Source organism: Dactylosporangium sp. CS-047395 (genome assembly GCF_050942185.1).
Taxonomy (GTDB): Bacteria; Actinomycetota; Actinomycetes; order Mycobacteriales; family Micromonosporaceae; genus Dactylosporangium.
Genome location: NZ_CP192015.1, coordinates 10,984,831 through 11,000,019, shown reverse-complemented (window position 1 = coordinate 11,000,019; position 15,189 = coordinate 10,984,831). Strand labels below are relative to the sequence as shown.

The 15,189-nt window shown below is 71.2% G+C and carries 13 protein-coding genes; 6 read left to right on the top strand and 7 right to left on the bottom strand.

What is annotated here, in order from left to right; translation table 11 throughout:
- Positions 1-17 precede the first annotated feature (17 nt).
- The 3 genes from ACQP00_RS51340 to ACQP00_RS51330 form a co-directional block, all read right to left on the bottom strand.
- Positions 18-1,172 carry a reverse transcriptase family protein gene (locus ACQP00_RS51340; protein WP_433211876.1) on the bottom strand — a complete coding sequence of 385 codons (1,155 nt, stop codon included), beginning with the start codon at positions 1,170-1,172 and terminating at the stop codon, positions 18-20.
- A gap of 217 nt (positions 1,173-1,389) precedes the next feature.
- A complete protein-coding gene (locus tag ACQP00_RS51335) occupies positions 1,390-2,715 on the bottom strand; it encodes an NAD(P)/FAD-dependent oxidoreductase (protein ID WP_433211874.1) in 1,326 nt (441 codons plus the stop codon).
- A 131-nt stretch (positions 2,716-2,846) separates the two neighbouring features.
- Complete coding sequence (locus ACQP00_RS51330; RefSeq protein WP_433211871.1) at positions 2,847-3,311, bottom strand: mycothiol transferase; 465 nt, start codon at positions 3,309-3,311, stop codon at positions 2,847-2,849.
- An 81-nt stretch (positions 3,312-3,392) separates the two neighbouring features.
- On the opposite strand from ACQP00_RS51330, the gene ACQP00_RS51325 reads away from it, so the two are divergent.
- Positions 3,393-4,103: a tyrosine-protein phosphatase gene (locus ACQP00_RS51325; RefSeq protein ID WP_433211868.1), complete on the top strand. Its 711-nt coding sequence runs from the start codon at positions 3,393-3,395 to the stop codon at positions 4,101-4,103.
- Positions 4,104-4,149: 46 nt separating this feature from the next.
- On the opposite strand, the gene ACQP00_RS51320 is transcribed toward ACQP00_RS51325, so the two are convergent.
- Both ACQP00_RS51320 and ACQP00_RS51315 read right to left on the bottom strand, forming a co-directional pair.
- Entirely contained in the window at positions 4,150-5,511 is a 1,362-nt protein-coding gene (locus ACQP00_RS51320) for a S53 family peptidase (protein ID WP_433211865.1), read from the bottom strand.
- 175 nt (positions 5,512-5,686) lie between these two features.
- Positions 5,687-5,974 (bottom strand): antibiotic biosynthesis monooxygenase family protein, encoded by a 288-nt coding sequence (locus ACQP00_RS51315; protein WP_433211862.1) that lies wholly within the window; start codon positions 5,972-5,974, stop codon positions 5,687-5,689.
- 54 nt (positions 5,975-6,028) lie between these two features.
- On the opposite strand from ACQP00_RS51315, the gene ACQP00_RS51310 reads away from it, so the two are divergent.
- Entirely contained in the window at positions 6,029-7,000 is a 972-nt protein-coding gene (locus tag ACQP00_RS51310) for a hypothetical protein (RefSeq protein WP_433211860.1), read from the top strand.
- Positions 7,001-7,063: 63 nt separating this feature from the next.
- On the opposite strand, the gene ACQP00_RS51305 is transcribed toward ACQP00_RS51310, so the two are convergent.
- Entirely contained in the window at positions 7,064-9,196 is a 2,133-nt protein-coding gene (locus tag ACQP00_RS51305) for a S8 family serine peptidase (protein ID WP_433211857.1), read from the bottom strand.
- 327 nt (positions 9,197-9,523) lie between these two features.
- On the opposite strand from ACQP00_RS51305, the gene ACQP00_RS51300 reads away from it, so the two are divergent.
- Positions 9,524-10,426: an expansin EXLX1 family cellulose-binding protein gene (locus ACQP00_RS51300; RefSeq protein WP_433211854.1), complete on the top strand. Its 903-nt coding sequence runs from the start codon at positions 9,524-9,526 to the stop codon at positions 10,424-10,426.
- Here ACQP00_RS51300 and ACQP00_RS51295 read toward each other — a convergent pair.
- Positions 10,379-10,918: a TetR/AcrR family transcriptional regulator gene (locus ACQP00_RS51295; protein ID WP_433211851.1), complete on the bottom strand. Its 540-nt coding sequence runs from the start codon at positions 10,916-10,918 to the stop codon at positions 10,379-10,381. The two genes, ACQP00_RS51300 and ACQP00_RS51295, sit on opposite strands and share 48 nt — an antisense overlap.
- Before the next feature lie 77 nt (positions 10,919-10,995).
- Here ACQP00_RS51295 and ACQP00_RS51290 point away from each other — a divergent pair, with 77 nt between their 5' ends.
- From ACQP00_RS51290 to ACQP00_RS51280, 3 genes are read left to right on the top strand one after another with little or no spacing between them, the layout of a single operon-like run.
- Positions 10,996-12,201: an FAD-dependent monooxygenase gene (locus tag ACQP00_RS51290; protein WP_433211848.1), complete on the top strand. Its 1,206-nt coding sequence runs from the start codon at positions 10,996-10,998 to the stop codon at positions 12,199-12,201.
- Entirely contained in the window at positions 12,198-12,641 is a 444-nt protein-coding gene (locus ACQP00_RS51285) for a MarR family winged helix-turn-helix transcriptional regulator (protein WP_433211845.1), read from the top strand. The genes ACQP00_RS51290 and ACQP00_RS51285 overlap by 4 nt, the downstream gene beginning before the upstream one ends.
- 30 nt (positions 12,642-12,671) lie before the next feature.
- A complete protein-coding gene (locus tag ACQP00_RS51280) occupies positions 12,672-14,972 on the top strand; it encodes a hypothetical protein (protein ID WP_433211842.1) in 2,301 nt (766 codons plus the stop codon).
- Positions 14,973-15,189 lie beyond the last annotated feature (217 nt).

Genomic DNA, 15,189 nt, shown 5'->3' with positions numbered 1-15,189 from the left:
TCGAATATCGCACCCGATCACAAGTCTGTCGCGACAGCCGCCCTGTACAGTTCCCGCAATTTCGCCGCCCGGGCCGGTCGACCGGCGCCGACCCACTCGATCCGGCCGCGCAGATGCGCCGCGAAGTCGGGATGCCCCTCCCGGTTCGCCGCCGCGAGCCCGGTGCGGGCGGCGCCGTGCAGGATCGCGCGCAGCCGGTCGTACTCCTCCCGCGCGACCGCCGGTGACGCGTTGACCACCAGGCCGGCCAGGTGCTGGCGGTCGCCGCGCCCGCGCACGCGCGTCTTGCCGGGGTGCACCCGGAAGCCCTCGTCGGCGATGATCCGCATCGTCGCGGCGAGCGGGAAGAACCCGGAGAAGGCGAGGTCGTCGGCGTAGCGCGTGTACCGCGCGCCGAAGGCCGAGGCGAGCCCGGCCAGCCGCCGGTCGAGCCGGTACGTGCACAGGTTGGCCAGCGCGGGCGACGTCGGCGCGCCCTGCGGCAGGTGCGGCGCGCGCAGCAACGGGCTCCGCGCGACCGAGAACGGGGTGCGCGTCGTGCACAACGCGGCCAGCGTGTGGGCCACCGGCTCGGGGTAGCCCATCGCGCGGAACAGGCCGTACACCCGCTGCACCGAAATGCTCGGAAAGAACTTGGCGAGATCGAGCCGCACGACCAGGGGCTGCCCGGCGTGCGGCGCCGCGAACGTGTGCACCGACCGCCCCGGCACGAAGCCGTGCGCCGCCTCGTGCACCAGGACGCGCCCGAGCACCTCGTCGAGCAACCGGCGCTGGATGGCGCGCAGGGCCGGCTTCGGCGCCTCGATCAAACGCGAACCCATCCAGGTGTACCGGTAGTGCCTGAGCCGTTCCTCCGCGCTGTTCCCGTTGATCTCCCGCCGGTCCGCGAACCAGTCGAGCCGGTCGCCGTCCAGCTCCAGGAACTCCGCGAGGGCGGCCAGATCGTCGAGCGGCGGCGTGTCCCACCGCATCCGCACGACCCGCGTCGGCACCGCCCGCCGCACCGCGATCCGGGCCGGCACCCGGTCGGGCAGCTGTGCGGCGACGAAGGCGGCGAGCTCGAGCGGGCGGTCGGCGGGAGCGTGGGGGTACCCCCGCAGCAGGCTCGTGATGAGGGGACCCATCCAGCGCGGGCGGCGGCCGAGCACCTCGTAGCCGGTCTCGAGCAGCACTGGCCGCGACCATGCGGCCGCGGCCAGGAAGGCGTGTGCGAGGGCATGGGCGGCAGCGCGCCCCGACGTCGCCCGGTCGTGCCTGCCCTGTCTCGCGCGAAGCGCGGCCGGGGGCCGGCGGTGTGCTGCGGTGCTCAAGGTTGCGCCCCCGGGGTTGCCCCGGAGCGATCACGGCGAGCCGCGATCAGCTCGGGACGCGCTGCCACGAGCGTTTACCTTACGGCAGTTTCTCCTGGTACTCCTGCAGCGCCCGGCGGGCGAAGACCTGCTGGAAGGTGGCCACCCGCTCCGAGCGGCCGCGGCCGATGAAGCTCACGAACCAGTGCATCACCGCGGTGACCCGGTTCTTGAAGCCGACCAGGTAGAGCAGGTGGACCACCAGCCACAGCAGCCAGCCCATCAGGCCGGCGAAGTGGAACTTGCCGACGCTCGCCACGGCGGAGAAGCGCGAGATGGTGGCCAGGCTGCCCTTGTCGAAGTACTTGAACGGCTGCCCGGTCGCCTCGCCGGCCAGGCGCTTCTTGATCTGCCCGGCCGCGTGCCGCCCGCTCTGGATGGCCACCTGGGCCACACCCGGCAGGTTGTCCAGGCTCATCATGTCGCCGACGGCGTAGATCTCCGGGTGGCCCGGGACGGTGGTGTCCGGGTTGACCTTGAGCCGTCCGGCCCGGTCGGTCTCCGCCCCGGTCGCCTCGGCGATCTGCACCGACAGCGCCGGCGCGGCCACCCCGGCCGCCCAGATCTTGGTCGCCGACTCGATGCGCCGGCGCCCGTTGGCCGTCTCGACCTCGATGCCGTTCGCGTCGACGTCGACCACCTTGGTCGACAGCTCCACCTCGACGCCGAGCTTGTGCAGCTGGCGCAGCGCCTGCGTGGACAGGTGGTCGCCGAACGTGGAGAGCACCGTCGGCAGCGCGTCGACGAGGATGATCCGCGCCTGCCGCGGGTCGATGTTGTGGTACTGCCCGGGAAGGTGCCGGTGCGCGAGCTCGGCGATCTGCCCGGCCATCTCCACGCCGGTCGGGCCGGCCCCGACGACCACGAACGTCAGCAGCCGCTCGATGACGGCCGGGTCGGTCTCGATCTCGGCCAGCTCGAACGCGCCGAAGATCCGCCCGCGTAGCTCCAGCGCGTCGTCGATGCTCTTCATGCCCGGCGCGTACTCGGCGAACTCGTTCTTGCCGAAGTAGGACTGCGAGGCGCCGGCCGCGACGACCAGGGAGTCGTACTCCACGCTGTAGGCGACCCCGGGCGCGACGACGTCCACCCGCTTGGCGACCGGGTCGACGTGGGTCGCGGTGCCCAGGAGCGTCTTGACGTTGCGCTGGCGCTTGAGCACCTCGCGGATCGGGGGCGCGATCTCGCCCTCCGACAGGATGCCGGTGGCCACCTGGTACAGCAGCGGCTGGAACAGGTGGTAGGCGGTACCGTTGATCAGGGTCACGTCGACCGGCGCGTTCTTCAGCGCCTTGGTGGCGAAGAGGCCCCCGAACCCGGCGCCGATGACGACCACGCGGTGCCGCTGCTGCGAACGCTCGTCCATGTGCATCTCCCGAAGTGGGGCATTGGACCCTCTGAATCAAGTACACCACCGTTCGGGCCACATGACGGTGTGTCCTGCACGACGCTTTACCCGGGCAGCAGCCCGCGGACGTAGGCCGCCTGCCCGGCGTGCTAGATGTCGTCGTCGAGGATGCTCACCAGCCGCACGCCGAGCGACACCGGGGGGTCCCAGCGCTCGTCCACGATCTTGTCCAGGTCGGCGTCCTTGAGGTGCGCGATGAAGCCGCGCGTGCGGGCGTACACCGCGTCGAAGTACTCCAGCAGCGCCTCGGGCGACTCGGCCCGGACCGTCTGCACCTCGTCCGGCGAGTGCCCGTAGCCGGTGTTGTGGGCCTGCGGCTTGAGCCCGAACCGCGGCGCGTAGTTCCCGCTCACCCACAGCTGCTCGGCCCCGTCGATCAGGTCGGTGACGTGGTCGTCCTGCACCCGGGTGAGGTGCCACACCAGCCAGCCGACGGAGTTGGCCCCCGGCTGCGGCGCCCAGTGCAGCTGCTCGGCGCTCAGCCCGTCGACGGCCCCGCGCACCAGGTCGGGGAGCCGCCCGAAGCCCTCGGTCAGCAGTTCGTTCACCCGCATCGTCCCGCACTCCTTCCCGTGCTCACCCAGGCATCCTTACCCATCCGCGCCGAGGAGATGCCTTGTCGTACCGTGGCCGACGTGCCTGAGCGCGACGTGACCTGGGACGGCTTCTTCAACGCCCGCGACCTCGGCGGCCTTCCCACCGCCGGCGGCCGCTCGACCCGGCCCGGGGTGCTGGTGCGCTCGGCCGACCCGCGGTTCGTGACCCCGGCGGGCTGGCGAGCGGCCCGCGCGGCCGGCTTCCGCACCGTGCTCGACCTGCGCAACGACGACGAGGTCGAGGGCGTGCTCGCGCCGCCCGGGCTGACCCGGGTCCGGGTCGCGCTGGACCATGCGGAGGACGTGGAGTTCTGGCGGTACCTCGACGAGACGGGCCTGAACGGCACGCCGCTCTACATCCGGCCGTTCCTGGCGCGCAAGCCGGAGCGGGTGGCCGCCGCGGTCACCGCGATCGCGCGGGCCGAGCCGGGCGGGGTCATCTTTCACTGCGGCGCCGGGCGGGACCGCACCGGCGTGGTGGCGATGCTCCTGCTGGCCCTGGCCGGGGTCGCCCCGGAGGTGATCGCCGACGACTACGAGGAGAGCGCGGCCTGGCAGGCGCGGCTGGCGGCGGCGACCGGGCGGGAGGACTGGAGCCCGCTGATCGTCGAGAGCCTGGCCGGCAAGGGCCATACGGTCCGCTCGGCGATGCTTGACGCGCTGTCCGGTTTCGACGCGGCGGCCTATCTGACGGCCGCCGGGGTTGCCACCGGGGACCTGGCCCGGTTGCGGACACTGCTCATCACATGAAAACGGGCCGCCCCGGTTTGTCCGAGGCGGCCCGTGTCAGAGGGTGCTACAGGAACGCCAGCGCCGGAACGAACTTGTTCGCGTCGATGGTGCCCCAGCCCGTGCTCAGGTCGTAGCCGGGCCCCGCCGGGAAGCCGGTGACGTCGGCGAAGCTGTTGTCGCCCGAGGTCACGTCGACCAGGCCGGTCGGCAGGTGGGTGCGGGTGCTGCCGGCGCCCAGGAGGTACAGGGCCGCGTTGATGTCGCCGAGGCGGCGGCCGGCCTGCTGGTCGGCGAGGGCCACGATGCCGGCGAAGATCGGGGTGGCCTCGCTGGTGCCGCCGAAGATGTGCCACGGCGAGTCGGCGCCGACGAAGGAGTAGTACACCCACGCGCCGCCGTCGACGGCCGCGCTCATCGAGATGTCGGGGGTGCCGCGGTGGTTGCCCACCACGTTGCGGACGCCGGCCTGGAACAGCGGGCGGGGGAACACGTGCGAGAGGCCGCCGCCGGTCGCGCCGTAGCCGTCGTTCCACACGACGTCGTTCGACACGCGCTTGCCGGTGTTGTCGAGGTTGAGCTGGGTGCCGCCGATCGACGTCACCAGCGGGTCGGACGAGGGCCAGGAGTTGACCGGGTACGGGTACAGGTCCTCGCCGTTCGCCTGGTAGTCGGTCGCGCCGGCGTCGCCGGAGGCGGCCAGCACCGTCACGCCGTGCAGCGCGGCGTCGGTGAACGCGTAGCGCAGGCCCTGGATGCTGCGGAAGTCGCCCTTGTCGAAGCCGGGGAACGTGTTCTCGGTGGCGCCGAAGCTCTGCGAGATCACGTCGCCGACGCCCTTGTCGATGAGCGCCTTCTCGGCGTTCATCATCTCGGGCAGGCCGGTGACCCCCTCGGTCTCGGCGACCGGGGTCTCGACCAGCACGATCTTGGCGTCGGGCGCCATCGCGTGCGCGTACTCGACGTCGAGCGTGGTCTCCTGGGCCCAGCCGACGTGGTCGGCATTGTTCGGGTCGAACGTCGGGATGGTGCCGGCCTTGACGACCTGGACCGCGGTGTTCGGCAGCCCGAACTGCGCGTCGAAGACCTCGAGGTCGTGCTGGATCGTCGGCGACCCGAACGAGTCGACGATGACGATCGTGCGGCCCTTGCCGGTGATGCCGCGGGAGTACAGCGGGTTGAGGTTGTAGGCCGTGCGGTACTGCAGCGGCGAGTAGCAGTGGATGCCGATCTGCGCGACGCAGTCGGACGTGGACAGCGGTGCGGTCCGGGAGACCCGCTCCACATGTCCGGTGATCGCCGGTCGGAGCTTGAACGCGGGCGGCGCGGCGGAGGCGGCCACCGGCAGGGCGACCGCCGCGACGCCGGCCACGGTGGTGGTCACGACGCCCACGACGGCGGCCCGGGACACGATCGAGATGAGCTTCATCGGCACCTCTCGTGCAGATCGACTGGGACCAGCCCATCTGACGCTCCGCGATGCCGTCGTGGCACTACTCGGTACCCTATCCGTTACCCTTTCTCAATATTTATGGCCTTCCAAACGGGACTTCTGCCCGGAATAATCCCGCCACCATCACGTGACGATGGCTACTCGCCCCCTGTCAGGCCGGGACGCCGTCCTCCGCGCTGACGACTTCCGCGATGGTGGCGAAGAACGCGGCGATGCCGGGCCGGTTCGCCCCCTTGGCGCGGGAGGTCTCGCGGTCCTCGGCCGTGGCCCAGTCGACGATGTCCAGCCACTCGTCGTTGGGCAGGCGTACGAGCCGCGCGCCGAGGAAGCCGCTGCGGTCCTCCGCGAAGTCCGCCAGCATGCCGGGCCGGGCCTCGAGAAACGCCTCGGTCTGCCCGGGCGCGACGCGGAGGCGGGTCAGTTCCACGATTGCGGTCATGGTTCCCACTATGCGCGGAGGAGTACGTCGACGATCGCGGGGTAGCGCCGACAGGTGAACGAGCGGACGAGTGAGTCGCGGGTCGGGATCGTTCCCAACGTGTTCGGCATCGCGTACGGCGTCGGCGGGCTGGCCGGCTGCTGGGGCTACGCGGCGATGCTCGGCATCGCGCCCGTCGTGGTCTCCGACATCCTCTGCGTGCTGACCGCCGTGATCTGGCTGGGGCTGCTGGCCGCGTACATCCCGCAGGTGGCGCGGCGGCCCGGGGGCTGGGGCGCCGAGTTCTCCGACCCGGTGCAGGGGCCGTTCGTGGCGCTCATCCCGATCGTCGGCATGCTGGTCGGGATCGGGCTGATGCGGCACGAGCGCACCGCCGGGCAGTGGCTCTTCGGGGTGTTCGCCGCGGCCACGATCCTGCTGGTCGGGCTGATGGTCGGGGAGTGGGTGGCCAGTGGCAGCGTCCAGATCGACAAGCTGCATCCCGGGTACCTGCTGCCCACCATCGCCGGTGGGCTCGTCGGGGCGATCGGGGCCGAGCTCGCCGGCTGGACCGGGCTGGCCCGGGTGTTGTTCGGGTTCGGGCTCATCTCGTGGCTCGTCATCGAGTCGATCATGGTGGCCCGGCTGTGGTTCCGGCCGCCGCTGCCGCCGCCGCTACAGCCGTCGCTCGCGATCCACGTGGCGCCGCCCGCGCTGGCCAGCCTGTCCTACCTGGCCATCACGCACGGGCGGGTGGACGCGGTGGCCTTCATGCTCGCCGGGTACACCGTGCTCGCCGTGCTCATCCAGGTGCGGCTGTTCGGCCTGTACCGGCACCTGCACTTCAGTTCGAGCTTCTGGGCGTACGCGTTCCCGTACGCCGCCGTCGCCACGTTCGCGCTGCACTGGATCGACTACGTGCACCCGCCCGGGTACGGGATCTGGGCCTGGGTCGTCATCCTCGCCATCAGCGCGCTCGTGGTCGCCCTCGCCGTGGAAACCACCGCGGCCCTGGCCCGGCACCGCTTCCTGCCCCAGCTGCGTTAGCAACGGGGCTGAACGAAAAACCGGCCGGCGCCCAAGTGGACGCCGGCCGGGTTGCGGAACTGCCTACTCGTAGAACAGCTCGTCGTAGGTGTAGAGCCAGAACGCCTCCCAGGCGCCGACCGCGGTGCGGTTGGCGATGAGCGGCGAGTTGCCACCGTTGTCGGCCGTGACGTACCGGCCGTTGGCGTTGGCCAGGAAGGCCAGCTCGCCGTCCGGGCCGTTGACCAGGGTGAACTTCTCCCAGTCGCCGGGGGTGGCGCGGTTGGCGATCAGGGCCTTGGCCCCGCCGTTCTCGGCGGTCACGTACTTGCCGTTGGCGTGGGCGTAGAGCGCCGCCTTGCCACCGGCGTCGACCACGTCGAACGTCTCCCACTCGCCGATCACGTGGTCGCGGTTGGCGATGAGCGGCGAGTTGCCGCCGTTGTCCGCCGAGACCGCGAGGTCGTTGGCGTTGGCGACCAGGAAGGCCGTCGCGGCCGGACCGGCCAGGTAGAACTTCTCCCAGTCGCCGACCGAGGTGCGGTTGGCGATCAGGTTGGAGTTGCCGCCGTTGTCGGCCGTGACGTACTTGCCGTTGGCGTTGGCCAGCAGGCTGTAGCTGCCGTCCGCGTTCATCAGCAGGGTGAACTTCTCCCAGTCGCCGATCGAGGTGCGGTTGGCGATCAGCGCCTGGTTCCCGCCGGCCTCGGCGGTGATGTACTTGTTGTTGGCCAGCGAGAGCAGCCCGACGTGCACGCCGTCGCCGGAGGCGACGATCCGGATGCCCTCCCACGAGCCCGCGTTGAGCCGGTTGGCGATCAGCGGCTTGGTGCCGCCGGCGTCGGCCGTGACGATCTTGCCGTTGGCGTTGGCCCGCAGCGAGACCTGGGCCGGGGTGTTGGGCTCGCCGACCCGCAGCAGCTTGGTCGTGGAGCCGGCGCCGGCGCCACGGACGGTGCCGCTGATGCCGGCCTTGACGATCGCGTCGCGCACCTGGGCCGGGGTCCAGTCCGGGTGGGCGTGCAGCAGCAGCACCGCATCGCCGGTGACGAGCGGGGCCGCCATCGAGGTGCCGCTGAGGTAGCCGCGGAGGCTCTTGACGGTCTTGGCCTGGATGTTCACGCCAGGGGCGAAGATGTCGAGGCACGAGCCGTAGTTGGAGAAGCTGGCCCGGAAGTCGGTGGCGTCGGTCGCGCCCACGGTGATCGCGGCCGGCACGCGCGCCGGCGACTGGGTGCAGGCGTCCTTGCCGTCGTTGCCCGCCGAGACCACGTAGGTGATCCCGCTGGCGATCGACGCGTTGACCGCGTCGTCGATGGCCTGGCTGAGCTCGCCGCCGAGGCTCATGTTGGCCACGGCCGGCTTCTGGGCCGTCGCGGTCACGTGCTCGATGCCCTCGACCACCTGGTCGATGCTGCCCTCGCCGGTGCAGTCGAGGACCTTCACCGACTCGACCGGCGTGTGCTTGGCCACGCCGTAGAGCTCGCCGGCGATCTCGGTCGCCACGAAGGTGCCGTGGCCGTCGTCGTCGGCGCCGTTCGCCATCGGGCCGCAGGCCGTGATCTGCTCGGCGTCCCACGTGGCCGACCATCCGGCGGTGAGGCCGTGGTTGCCCGCGAGGTCGTCGTTGCGCTCGACACCGGTGTCGAGCACGTACACGTGCACGTCAGCGATGTCGCCGGGGTGGCTGTACCGGTGGTCGGCCGGCAGGAACGCCTGGTCGATGCGGTCCAGGCCCCACAGGTTCCACTTGTCGGGCGACTGGGTCTTGGTGTTCTCGGTGTCGGTCTTGCGCACGACCCGGTTCTGCTCGATGTACGCGACGTTCGGGTCGTTGGCCAGCGCCTTGGCGTCGGCCTCGGTCAGCGTGGCCGAGAAGCCGCGCAGCGACTTGCCGAACACCCGGTCGACCTTGCCGTGGTGCGACTTGCTGAGCGTGTTGGCGGCGTCGGTGACCTGCTCCGGCGTTGCCTTGGTGTTCTTGAGTACGACGATGTAGCTGTCCTGGATCCCGCCTTCGGTCGCGGCCCGGAACTTGCCGGTGGTCGCGGCCTTCGACTTCGCCTTGGCCGGCTGCGCGTTCAGGTCGAGGCTCTTGCGAGCTCCGAGCGGGGCGGGTGGCTTGCGGCCGGGATTGTTGGTCTCGGCGGAGGCCCCGGTGGTGGCGACGACCGCGAGCCCGATGGCGATGGCACCGATGGCGGTCGTGCGCGCCACTGAGGTGCGCCTCGCCGGGCGCTTCTGAGTCACTGCTGTATCTCCCCGATTTTGAGAGGTGCGCCCAAGTCCCAGAGGGGGACGAGGGAATGGGCGGCAACTCAGTCATGATCCTGAAAGTCCGGCCCGCGCAACTCAATCGATCGGCCATATTTCGGCGACAGCGAAGAAGAATTTCAGAGAACGATTACGCACCGCTTTTCGGGCATGACGCGGTGGTGTGCCGGATTCGGTCATTTCGCGCGAATGCCAGAAGTAGTGCAGGCCTGTCTTAAGACTGGCTTTGGTTCGAGATTCGCCCGGTCCGCGCTGGGTAGGCTCCGGCGCGTGGTGGAACCTGGAGGCCATCGGGCCGCGCCCTGGTGGAAATCGCGCCGTGCCCTCGTCGGGGCCGGCGCCGGCGTGCTCGTCGCCGGTGCGGCCTCGGTCGCGCTGCTGGCCCAGGCCTCCGGGGCCGCCTGCGCCGCCACGGTGGGCAACACCTCCGGCCAGGCCACCTATTACGCCGCCGACGGGTCCGGGAACTGCTCGTTCGACAAGGTGTCGGAGCCATTGGTCGTCGCGCTGGGCAATGCGGAGTACCAGAGCGGGGCCGCGTGCGGGGGATATCTCGACGTCAAAGGACCGAAGGGCAGCGTCCGGGTCAAAATCACGGATCGCTGTCCCGAATGCGCGCCCGGTCACATTGATCTCAGCCAACAGGCATTCGCCAGGATCGGCGTGATCAACGACGGGATCATCAAGGTCTCGTACAGCCAGGTGGCCAATCCGTCCGTTCCCGGCCCGATGACGGTGCGGGTGAAGGAGGGCTCGTCGCGGTACTGGCTGGCCCTGCGTTTCGACAACACCGGCAATCCGTTGTCCGGCGCCGAGATTCAGGTCGGCGGGGCCTGGAAAGCGCTCGCCCGCACGGATTACAACTACTGGATCGCCGAGAGCGGGGCCGGCAACGGGCCGTTCGCCGTGCGCGTCACCGACACCGCCGGGCGGCGCACGGCGCTCAACGGGGTGGCGCTGACGGTCGGCACGGTGCAGAAGCCCGGCGCCACGGCCGCCACCGCCTCCCCGGCCGCGCCGAAGACCAGCCGCGCCGCGCCGCCGAGCGCGGTCGCCCCCACCGAGCTCGCGGTGGTCGCCCCGTCGTCCGCGCCGGTGACCGCGGCGGCGGCCGAGGTGGGCGCGTCAGAGTCCCAGCGCGGCCCCGGCGGCCTCCAGCGTTGCGGCGCGTAGCTCCTCCGCCGTCGCGTCCGTCTCCAGGATCGTGCAGTCGCCCAGGCCGCCGATCGCGACCAGCGCGCGGGTCTGCTGCACCAGGGTCGGATCGGGCCCGAACAGCAGCGTCGTGATCCGCCGCCGCCACCCGTCGACCTCGACGGCCAGGTTCACCTGCGCGAGCACGCTCGGGTCCGACATCACCATGCCCGTGATCGCGCGGTGCCGGTAGGTCACGTCGAAGTACTCCCCGAGCAGCCGCCCGGGATCGTGCTCGCCCTCCGCCTCGAACCGGCCCAGCAGCTCGGCGACGTCGTCGACCAGCGGCTGCACCAGGCCGCGGAGCAGCTCCTCGCGCGAGGCGAAGTGGTAGTACAGCGCCGGCTTGGTGATCCCCACCCGCTCGGCGATCTCGCGCAGGCTCGCCTGCTGCACCCCCTTCTCGGCGATCAGCTCCAGGGCGGCGGCGCGGATGCGGTCGGCGGTCTCGCTCGTTCTCGGTCTCGGCACGCCTCCGAGTTTAGTTGACTTACCGGGCGGTAAGGATTTACCGTCCGGTAGGTAAGTAAACGTCGTGGGAGGGTGACATGCGCGTACTCATCAGCGGGGCCAGCATCGCCGGACCCGTCCTCGCCTACTGGCTGCACCGGGCCGGCTTCCGGGTGACCGTCGTGGAGCGCACGGCGTCGCTGCGCACGGGCACCGGCGGGCACCCCGTCGACCTGCTCGGGCCGGCGGTCGAGGTGGTCGACCGGATGGGGCTCGGCGAGATCGTCCGGGCCCGGCGCACGAAGACGGACCTCATGACCCTGGTGCGGCCGGGCAAGGCCGACATCACGATCCACGGCGCGCAGCTGCTCGCCGGCATCTCGGACCGGCACATCGAGATCATGCGGGGCGACCTCGCGGAGATCCTGCACGAGGCGACGCGGGAGATCGTGGAGTACCGGTTCGGCACCACGATCACGGCGATCGACGACACCGCGGTGACGTTCTCCGACGGCTCCCGCGAGCAGTTCGACCTCGTGGTGGGCGCGGACGGGCTGCACTCCGGGGTGCGGCGGCTGGTGTTCGGCGAGGAGCGGGCCTACCGGCACTTCCTCGGCGCGTACCTCGCGGTGTTCACGCTGCCCGCCTACCTCGGCACCGACGCGGTGCTCTCGTACAACACCGTCGACCGGGCCGTCGCCATCTACCCGACCAACGACCCGGCGCGCTGCCGGGCCGGGTTCCTGATCCGCAGCCCCGAGATCGACCACGACTTCCGGGAACCCGCCGCCCAGCGCCGGCTGCTGCGGGCGCTCACGGACGGGCTCGGCTGGGAAGTACCGACGCTGCTTGCGCATCTGGACGACGCGCCCGATTTCTATTTCGACGAGATCAGCCAGATCCGGCTCGACTCGTGGTCGCGCGGGCGCGTGACGCTGGTCGGGGACGCGGGCTACGGACCCGGTCCGGCGGTCGGCGGCGGCAGCAGCCTCGCCCTCGTCGGCGGCTACGTGCTGGCCACCGAGCTGATCGCGGCGCGGGGCGACCACACCGTGGCGTTCCCGGCCTACGAGGCGGCGATGGCGGGCACGGTCGCGGCCAGCCGGCGGATCGGCCCGTCGGTGCTCAAGACCCTGATCCCGGGCAGCGGACTGCAGCTGTGGACGATGGCCCAGACCCTGCGCGTGCTGCCGCACCTGCCGCGCGCGCTGCAGCGCACGCTCACGTCGTTCGGCGGCGGCCCGGCCGCGATGCTGTCCGGCGTGCAGTTGCGCCCGGTTCCCGAATACAGTCAGGTTCAGTGACTACTGACCTAGGCGTACTCTCCGCCCAGCTGCTGTTCGCGCTGCAGAAGGAGCTGTACCGGCGCCTGGCCGAGCAGGGCCATCCGCGGCTGCGGCCCCGCCACGGCGCGGTGCTGGCCTACCTCGACCGGGCCGGCACCCGGGCGACGGACCTGGCCGCTCAGTCGGGCCAGCACAAGCAGGTCATCGGGACGCTGGTCGACGAGCTCGAGCAGCTCGGGTACGTCGAGCGCCGCCCCGACCCGCAGGACCGCCGCGCGAAGCTGGTCGTGCCCACCGGACCGGGCCTGGACCTGCTGGCCAAGTCGCGGGCCATCCTCGCCGACATCGAGGCGCAGCACGCGGCGGACGTCGGCGAGGAGGCGTACGCGGCATTCAAGGCCGTGCTCGTCCGGGTCGCCGCCCGCCAGCGGGTGAATTCACCGCCGTTCACCGGGTGAGGCGGCGCAAAGCCCGGTAGGAAGCGGGGCATGACGACCCTGCTCGCCGAACGGGACGACTCCGACACGCGGCCCGGGCGGGCCATCCGGGTGTCGTGGCGATCGGGGTGGTGGCCGGCCGGGCTGGTGTTCGGCGCGACCGGCGCGGTCCTGCACGCCTACGGCGTTTCGCTGCCGGTGTTCCTGACCTTCGCCGCCTACGTCGCGCTCGCCGTCACGCTGCCCGGCATGCTGGTGTGGCGGCTCATCCACCGCGGCTCCCGCGGGCTGGGCGAGGACCTCGCGGTGGGCACGGCCGTCGGCTACGGCCTCGAGGTGCTCGCCTACGTCCCGGCGCGCGCGCTCGGCGTGCCCCTGGCCGCGCTCGCGGTCCCGATCGCGGTCATCGCCGCCTTCCTCGGTTTCAAGAGCCTGCGACGGTACTGGCGGGGAGGTGGCCCCGCCGACCGCCAGCCCGTCGCCCACGCGTGGACGCTCGCGGCGATCGCGCTCGTCCTGCTGTTCTGGAGCACGCTCTACTACCGCCACCACGGCTTCGGCTGGCCCAGCTACGGCAAGCCGGACATCGACCTGCCCTTCCACCTCGCGCTCGTCGGCGAGCTGAAGCACCACATGGACCTGGTCACCCCGTGGGTCGTGAGCGAGCCGATCTACTACCACTGGTTCGCGTACGCCGACATGGCCGCGACCAGCTGGGCGACCGGCATCGAGCCGTACGCCCTGGTGACCCGCCTGTCCGTGCTCCCGGTGAGCTTCGCTCTGGTCGTCGCCGTGGCCGCGGTCGGCCGGCGGGTCGGCGGCTCGTGGACCGCCGGCGCGCTGACCGCGCTCGCCTCGTTCTTCGCGCTCGCCCCGGACCCGTACGGCTGGGTGCAGGACCTCTTCTACCGCGACTACGGCTTCAACCCGACGGACGACGGCTCGAACATCCGGCTGACCCTGTGGACCAGCCCGACGCAGACCTTCGGCGCCCTCGTCTTCGTCCCGGTCATGCTGGTCCTGCTCGATCTGCTGCGCGAGCACGGCGCGGACCGCCGCCGCCGGCTCGCGTTCCTGCTGCTGCCGGCCGCGGTCACCGGGGCGAAGGCCAGCTTCCTGCCCACGCTCTTCTGCGGCCTGCTGCTCGTGCTCGCGGTGTGTTTCCTGCGAGAACGGCGCCTGCACCGGATCGCCGCGGCCGCGCTGGCCGTCGTCCTCGGCTGGCTGGTGTTCGCCCAGCTCGTGCTCTTCGGCGGGCAGAGCCAGGGCCTGGGGCTCGGCCCGCTGGACGCCCTGCGGCGCAATCCGGCCGGCGTCAGCACGCATTTCACCGAGGATCCGCGGTTGTACCGCCTGATCGTGCTTTTCGCGCTCACCGCATTCGGCTGGCTCGCCATCTGGGGCGGCGCATTCGGCCTCCGCCGCGGATTGCTCGGCCCCGATGCAGTCCTATTGCTCGGTCTGGGCCTGGCCGGATTCGCCATTCTGGTGCTGTTCGGCCATTCCGGAGGTCAGGCCGAGGGATTCTTCCTGCAGGGCGCCCGCCCCTACCTGGCCGCGCTGGCCGTGTGGGGCCTGCTGGCAATGGTCAAGTCCGCGCGCGTCCTGTACGCGTTCGCGGCCGGCGTGGCCCTGATCTACGCCATCCGCCTGCTCGACGGCCGCCAGGTCCCGGTGATCGGCCCCGAGCGCCGCGCCGCCGCCGTCACCCTCGACCTGGTCTGGCCCTGGGCGGTCATCGCCGCGGTCGCCGCCGCCGGCCTGCTCCTGGCCCGCCGCCGCCCGGTCTGCTACGGCCTGGTCGCCGTCTTCCTGCTCGGCTGCACCGCCCCGACCGCCGTTCGCCAGGTCACCTACGCGGTCCAGGACGGCCGCGCCAACGGCTGGAGCGAGCGCGCCGACCTGTGGCCGATCGTCACCCAGGGCACCCTGGAGGCCGGCCGCTGGCTGCGCGACCACTCGTCCCCGGACGACCTGGTGGCCACCAACATGCACTGCGCCTACGAGGGCCGCCGGGGCCGCTCGGCGTGCGACCGCCGGCACTTCGGCATCGCCGCCTACAGCGAGCGCCGGGTCCTGGTCGAATCCTGGGCCTACACCGCCGAGGCCCACAATCAGGAAACACTTCAGGGCGTGCCGCAGGAGCACACCGACTATTGGCGCCCCCGCATTCTCGCGGACAACGACGCCGCGTTCACCGATCCGTCCCCCATGACGATCGGCGTCCTGCGCGACCGGTACCACGTCCGCTGGCTGTTCACCGAGGACGACATCATGCCGCCGTCCCCGGAGCTCGGCCGCTACGCGACGCTCATGTTCCGCTCCGGTGCGTGTGCGGTGTACCGCATCTGACCTGGGACAACGCCGTCGTACACATGTGCTATCCACAGGCTGTGGACGAACATGTGTACGAACCTCGCGGGTGCCACGTCGCACCGGTTGTGCGGGTCCGAACGACGTGATCAAGCGCGGCTCAAGGGTTTCCGAAAGAAGCCCTAACAGTCACTTAAGCAATACCTCACGAACCGGCACAGGTAACGGTTCGAAGTGGATCGATAACGCGTTACCC

Coding starts and splice junctions, on each gene's coding strand:
- ACQP00_RS51335 (WP_433211874.1), bottom strand. CDS start 2,715: ATGGACGAGCGTTCGCAGCAGCGGCACCGCGTGGTCGTCATCGGCGCC.
- ACQP00_RS51330 (WP_433211871.1), bottom strand. CDS start 3,311: ATGCGGGTGAACGAACTGCTGACCGAGGGCTTCGGGCGGCTCCCCGAC.
- ACQP00_RS51320 (WP_433211865.1), bottom strand. CDS start 5,511: ATGAAGCTCATCTCGATCGTGTCCCGGGCCGCCGTCGTGGGCGTCGTG.
- ACQP00_RS51315 (WP_433211862.1), bottom strand. CDS start 5,974: ATGACCGCAATCGTGGAACTGACCCGCCTCCGCGTCGCGCCCGGGCAG.
- ACQP00_RS51290 (WP_433211848.1), top strand. CDS start 10,996: ATGCGCGTACTCATCAGCGGGGCCAGCATCGCCGGACCCGTCCTCGCC.
- ACQP00_RS51280 (WP_433211842.1), top strand. CDS start 12,672: ATGACGACCCTGCTCGCCGAACGGGACGACTCCGACACGCGGCCCGGG.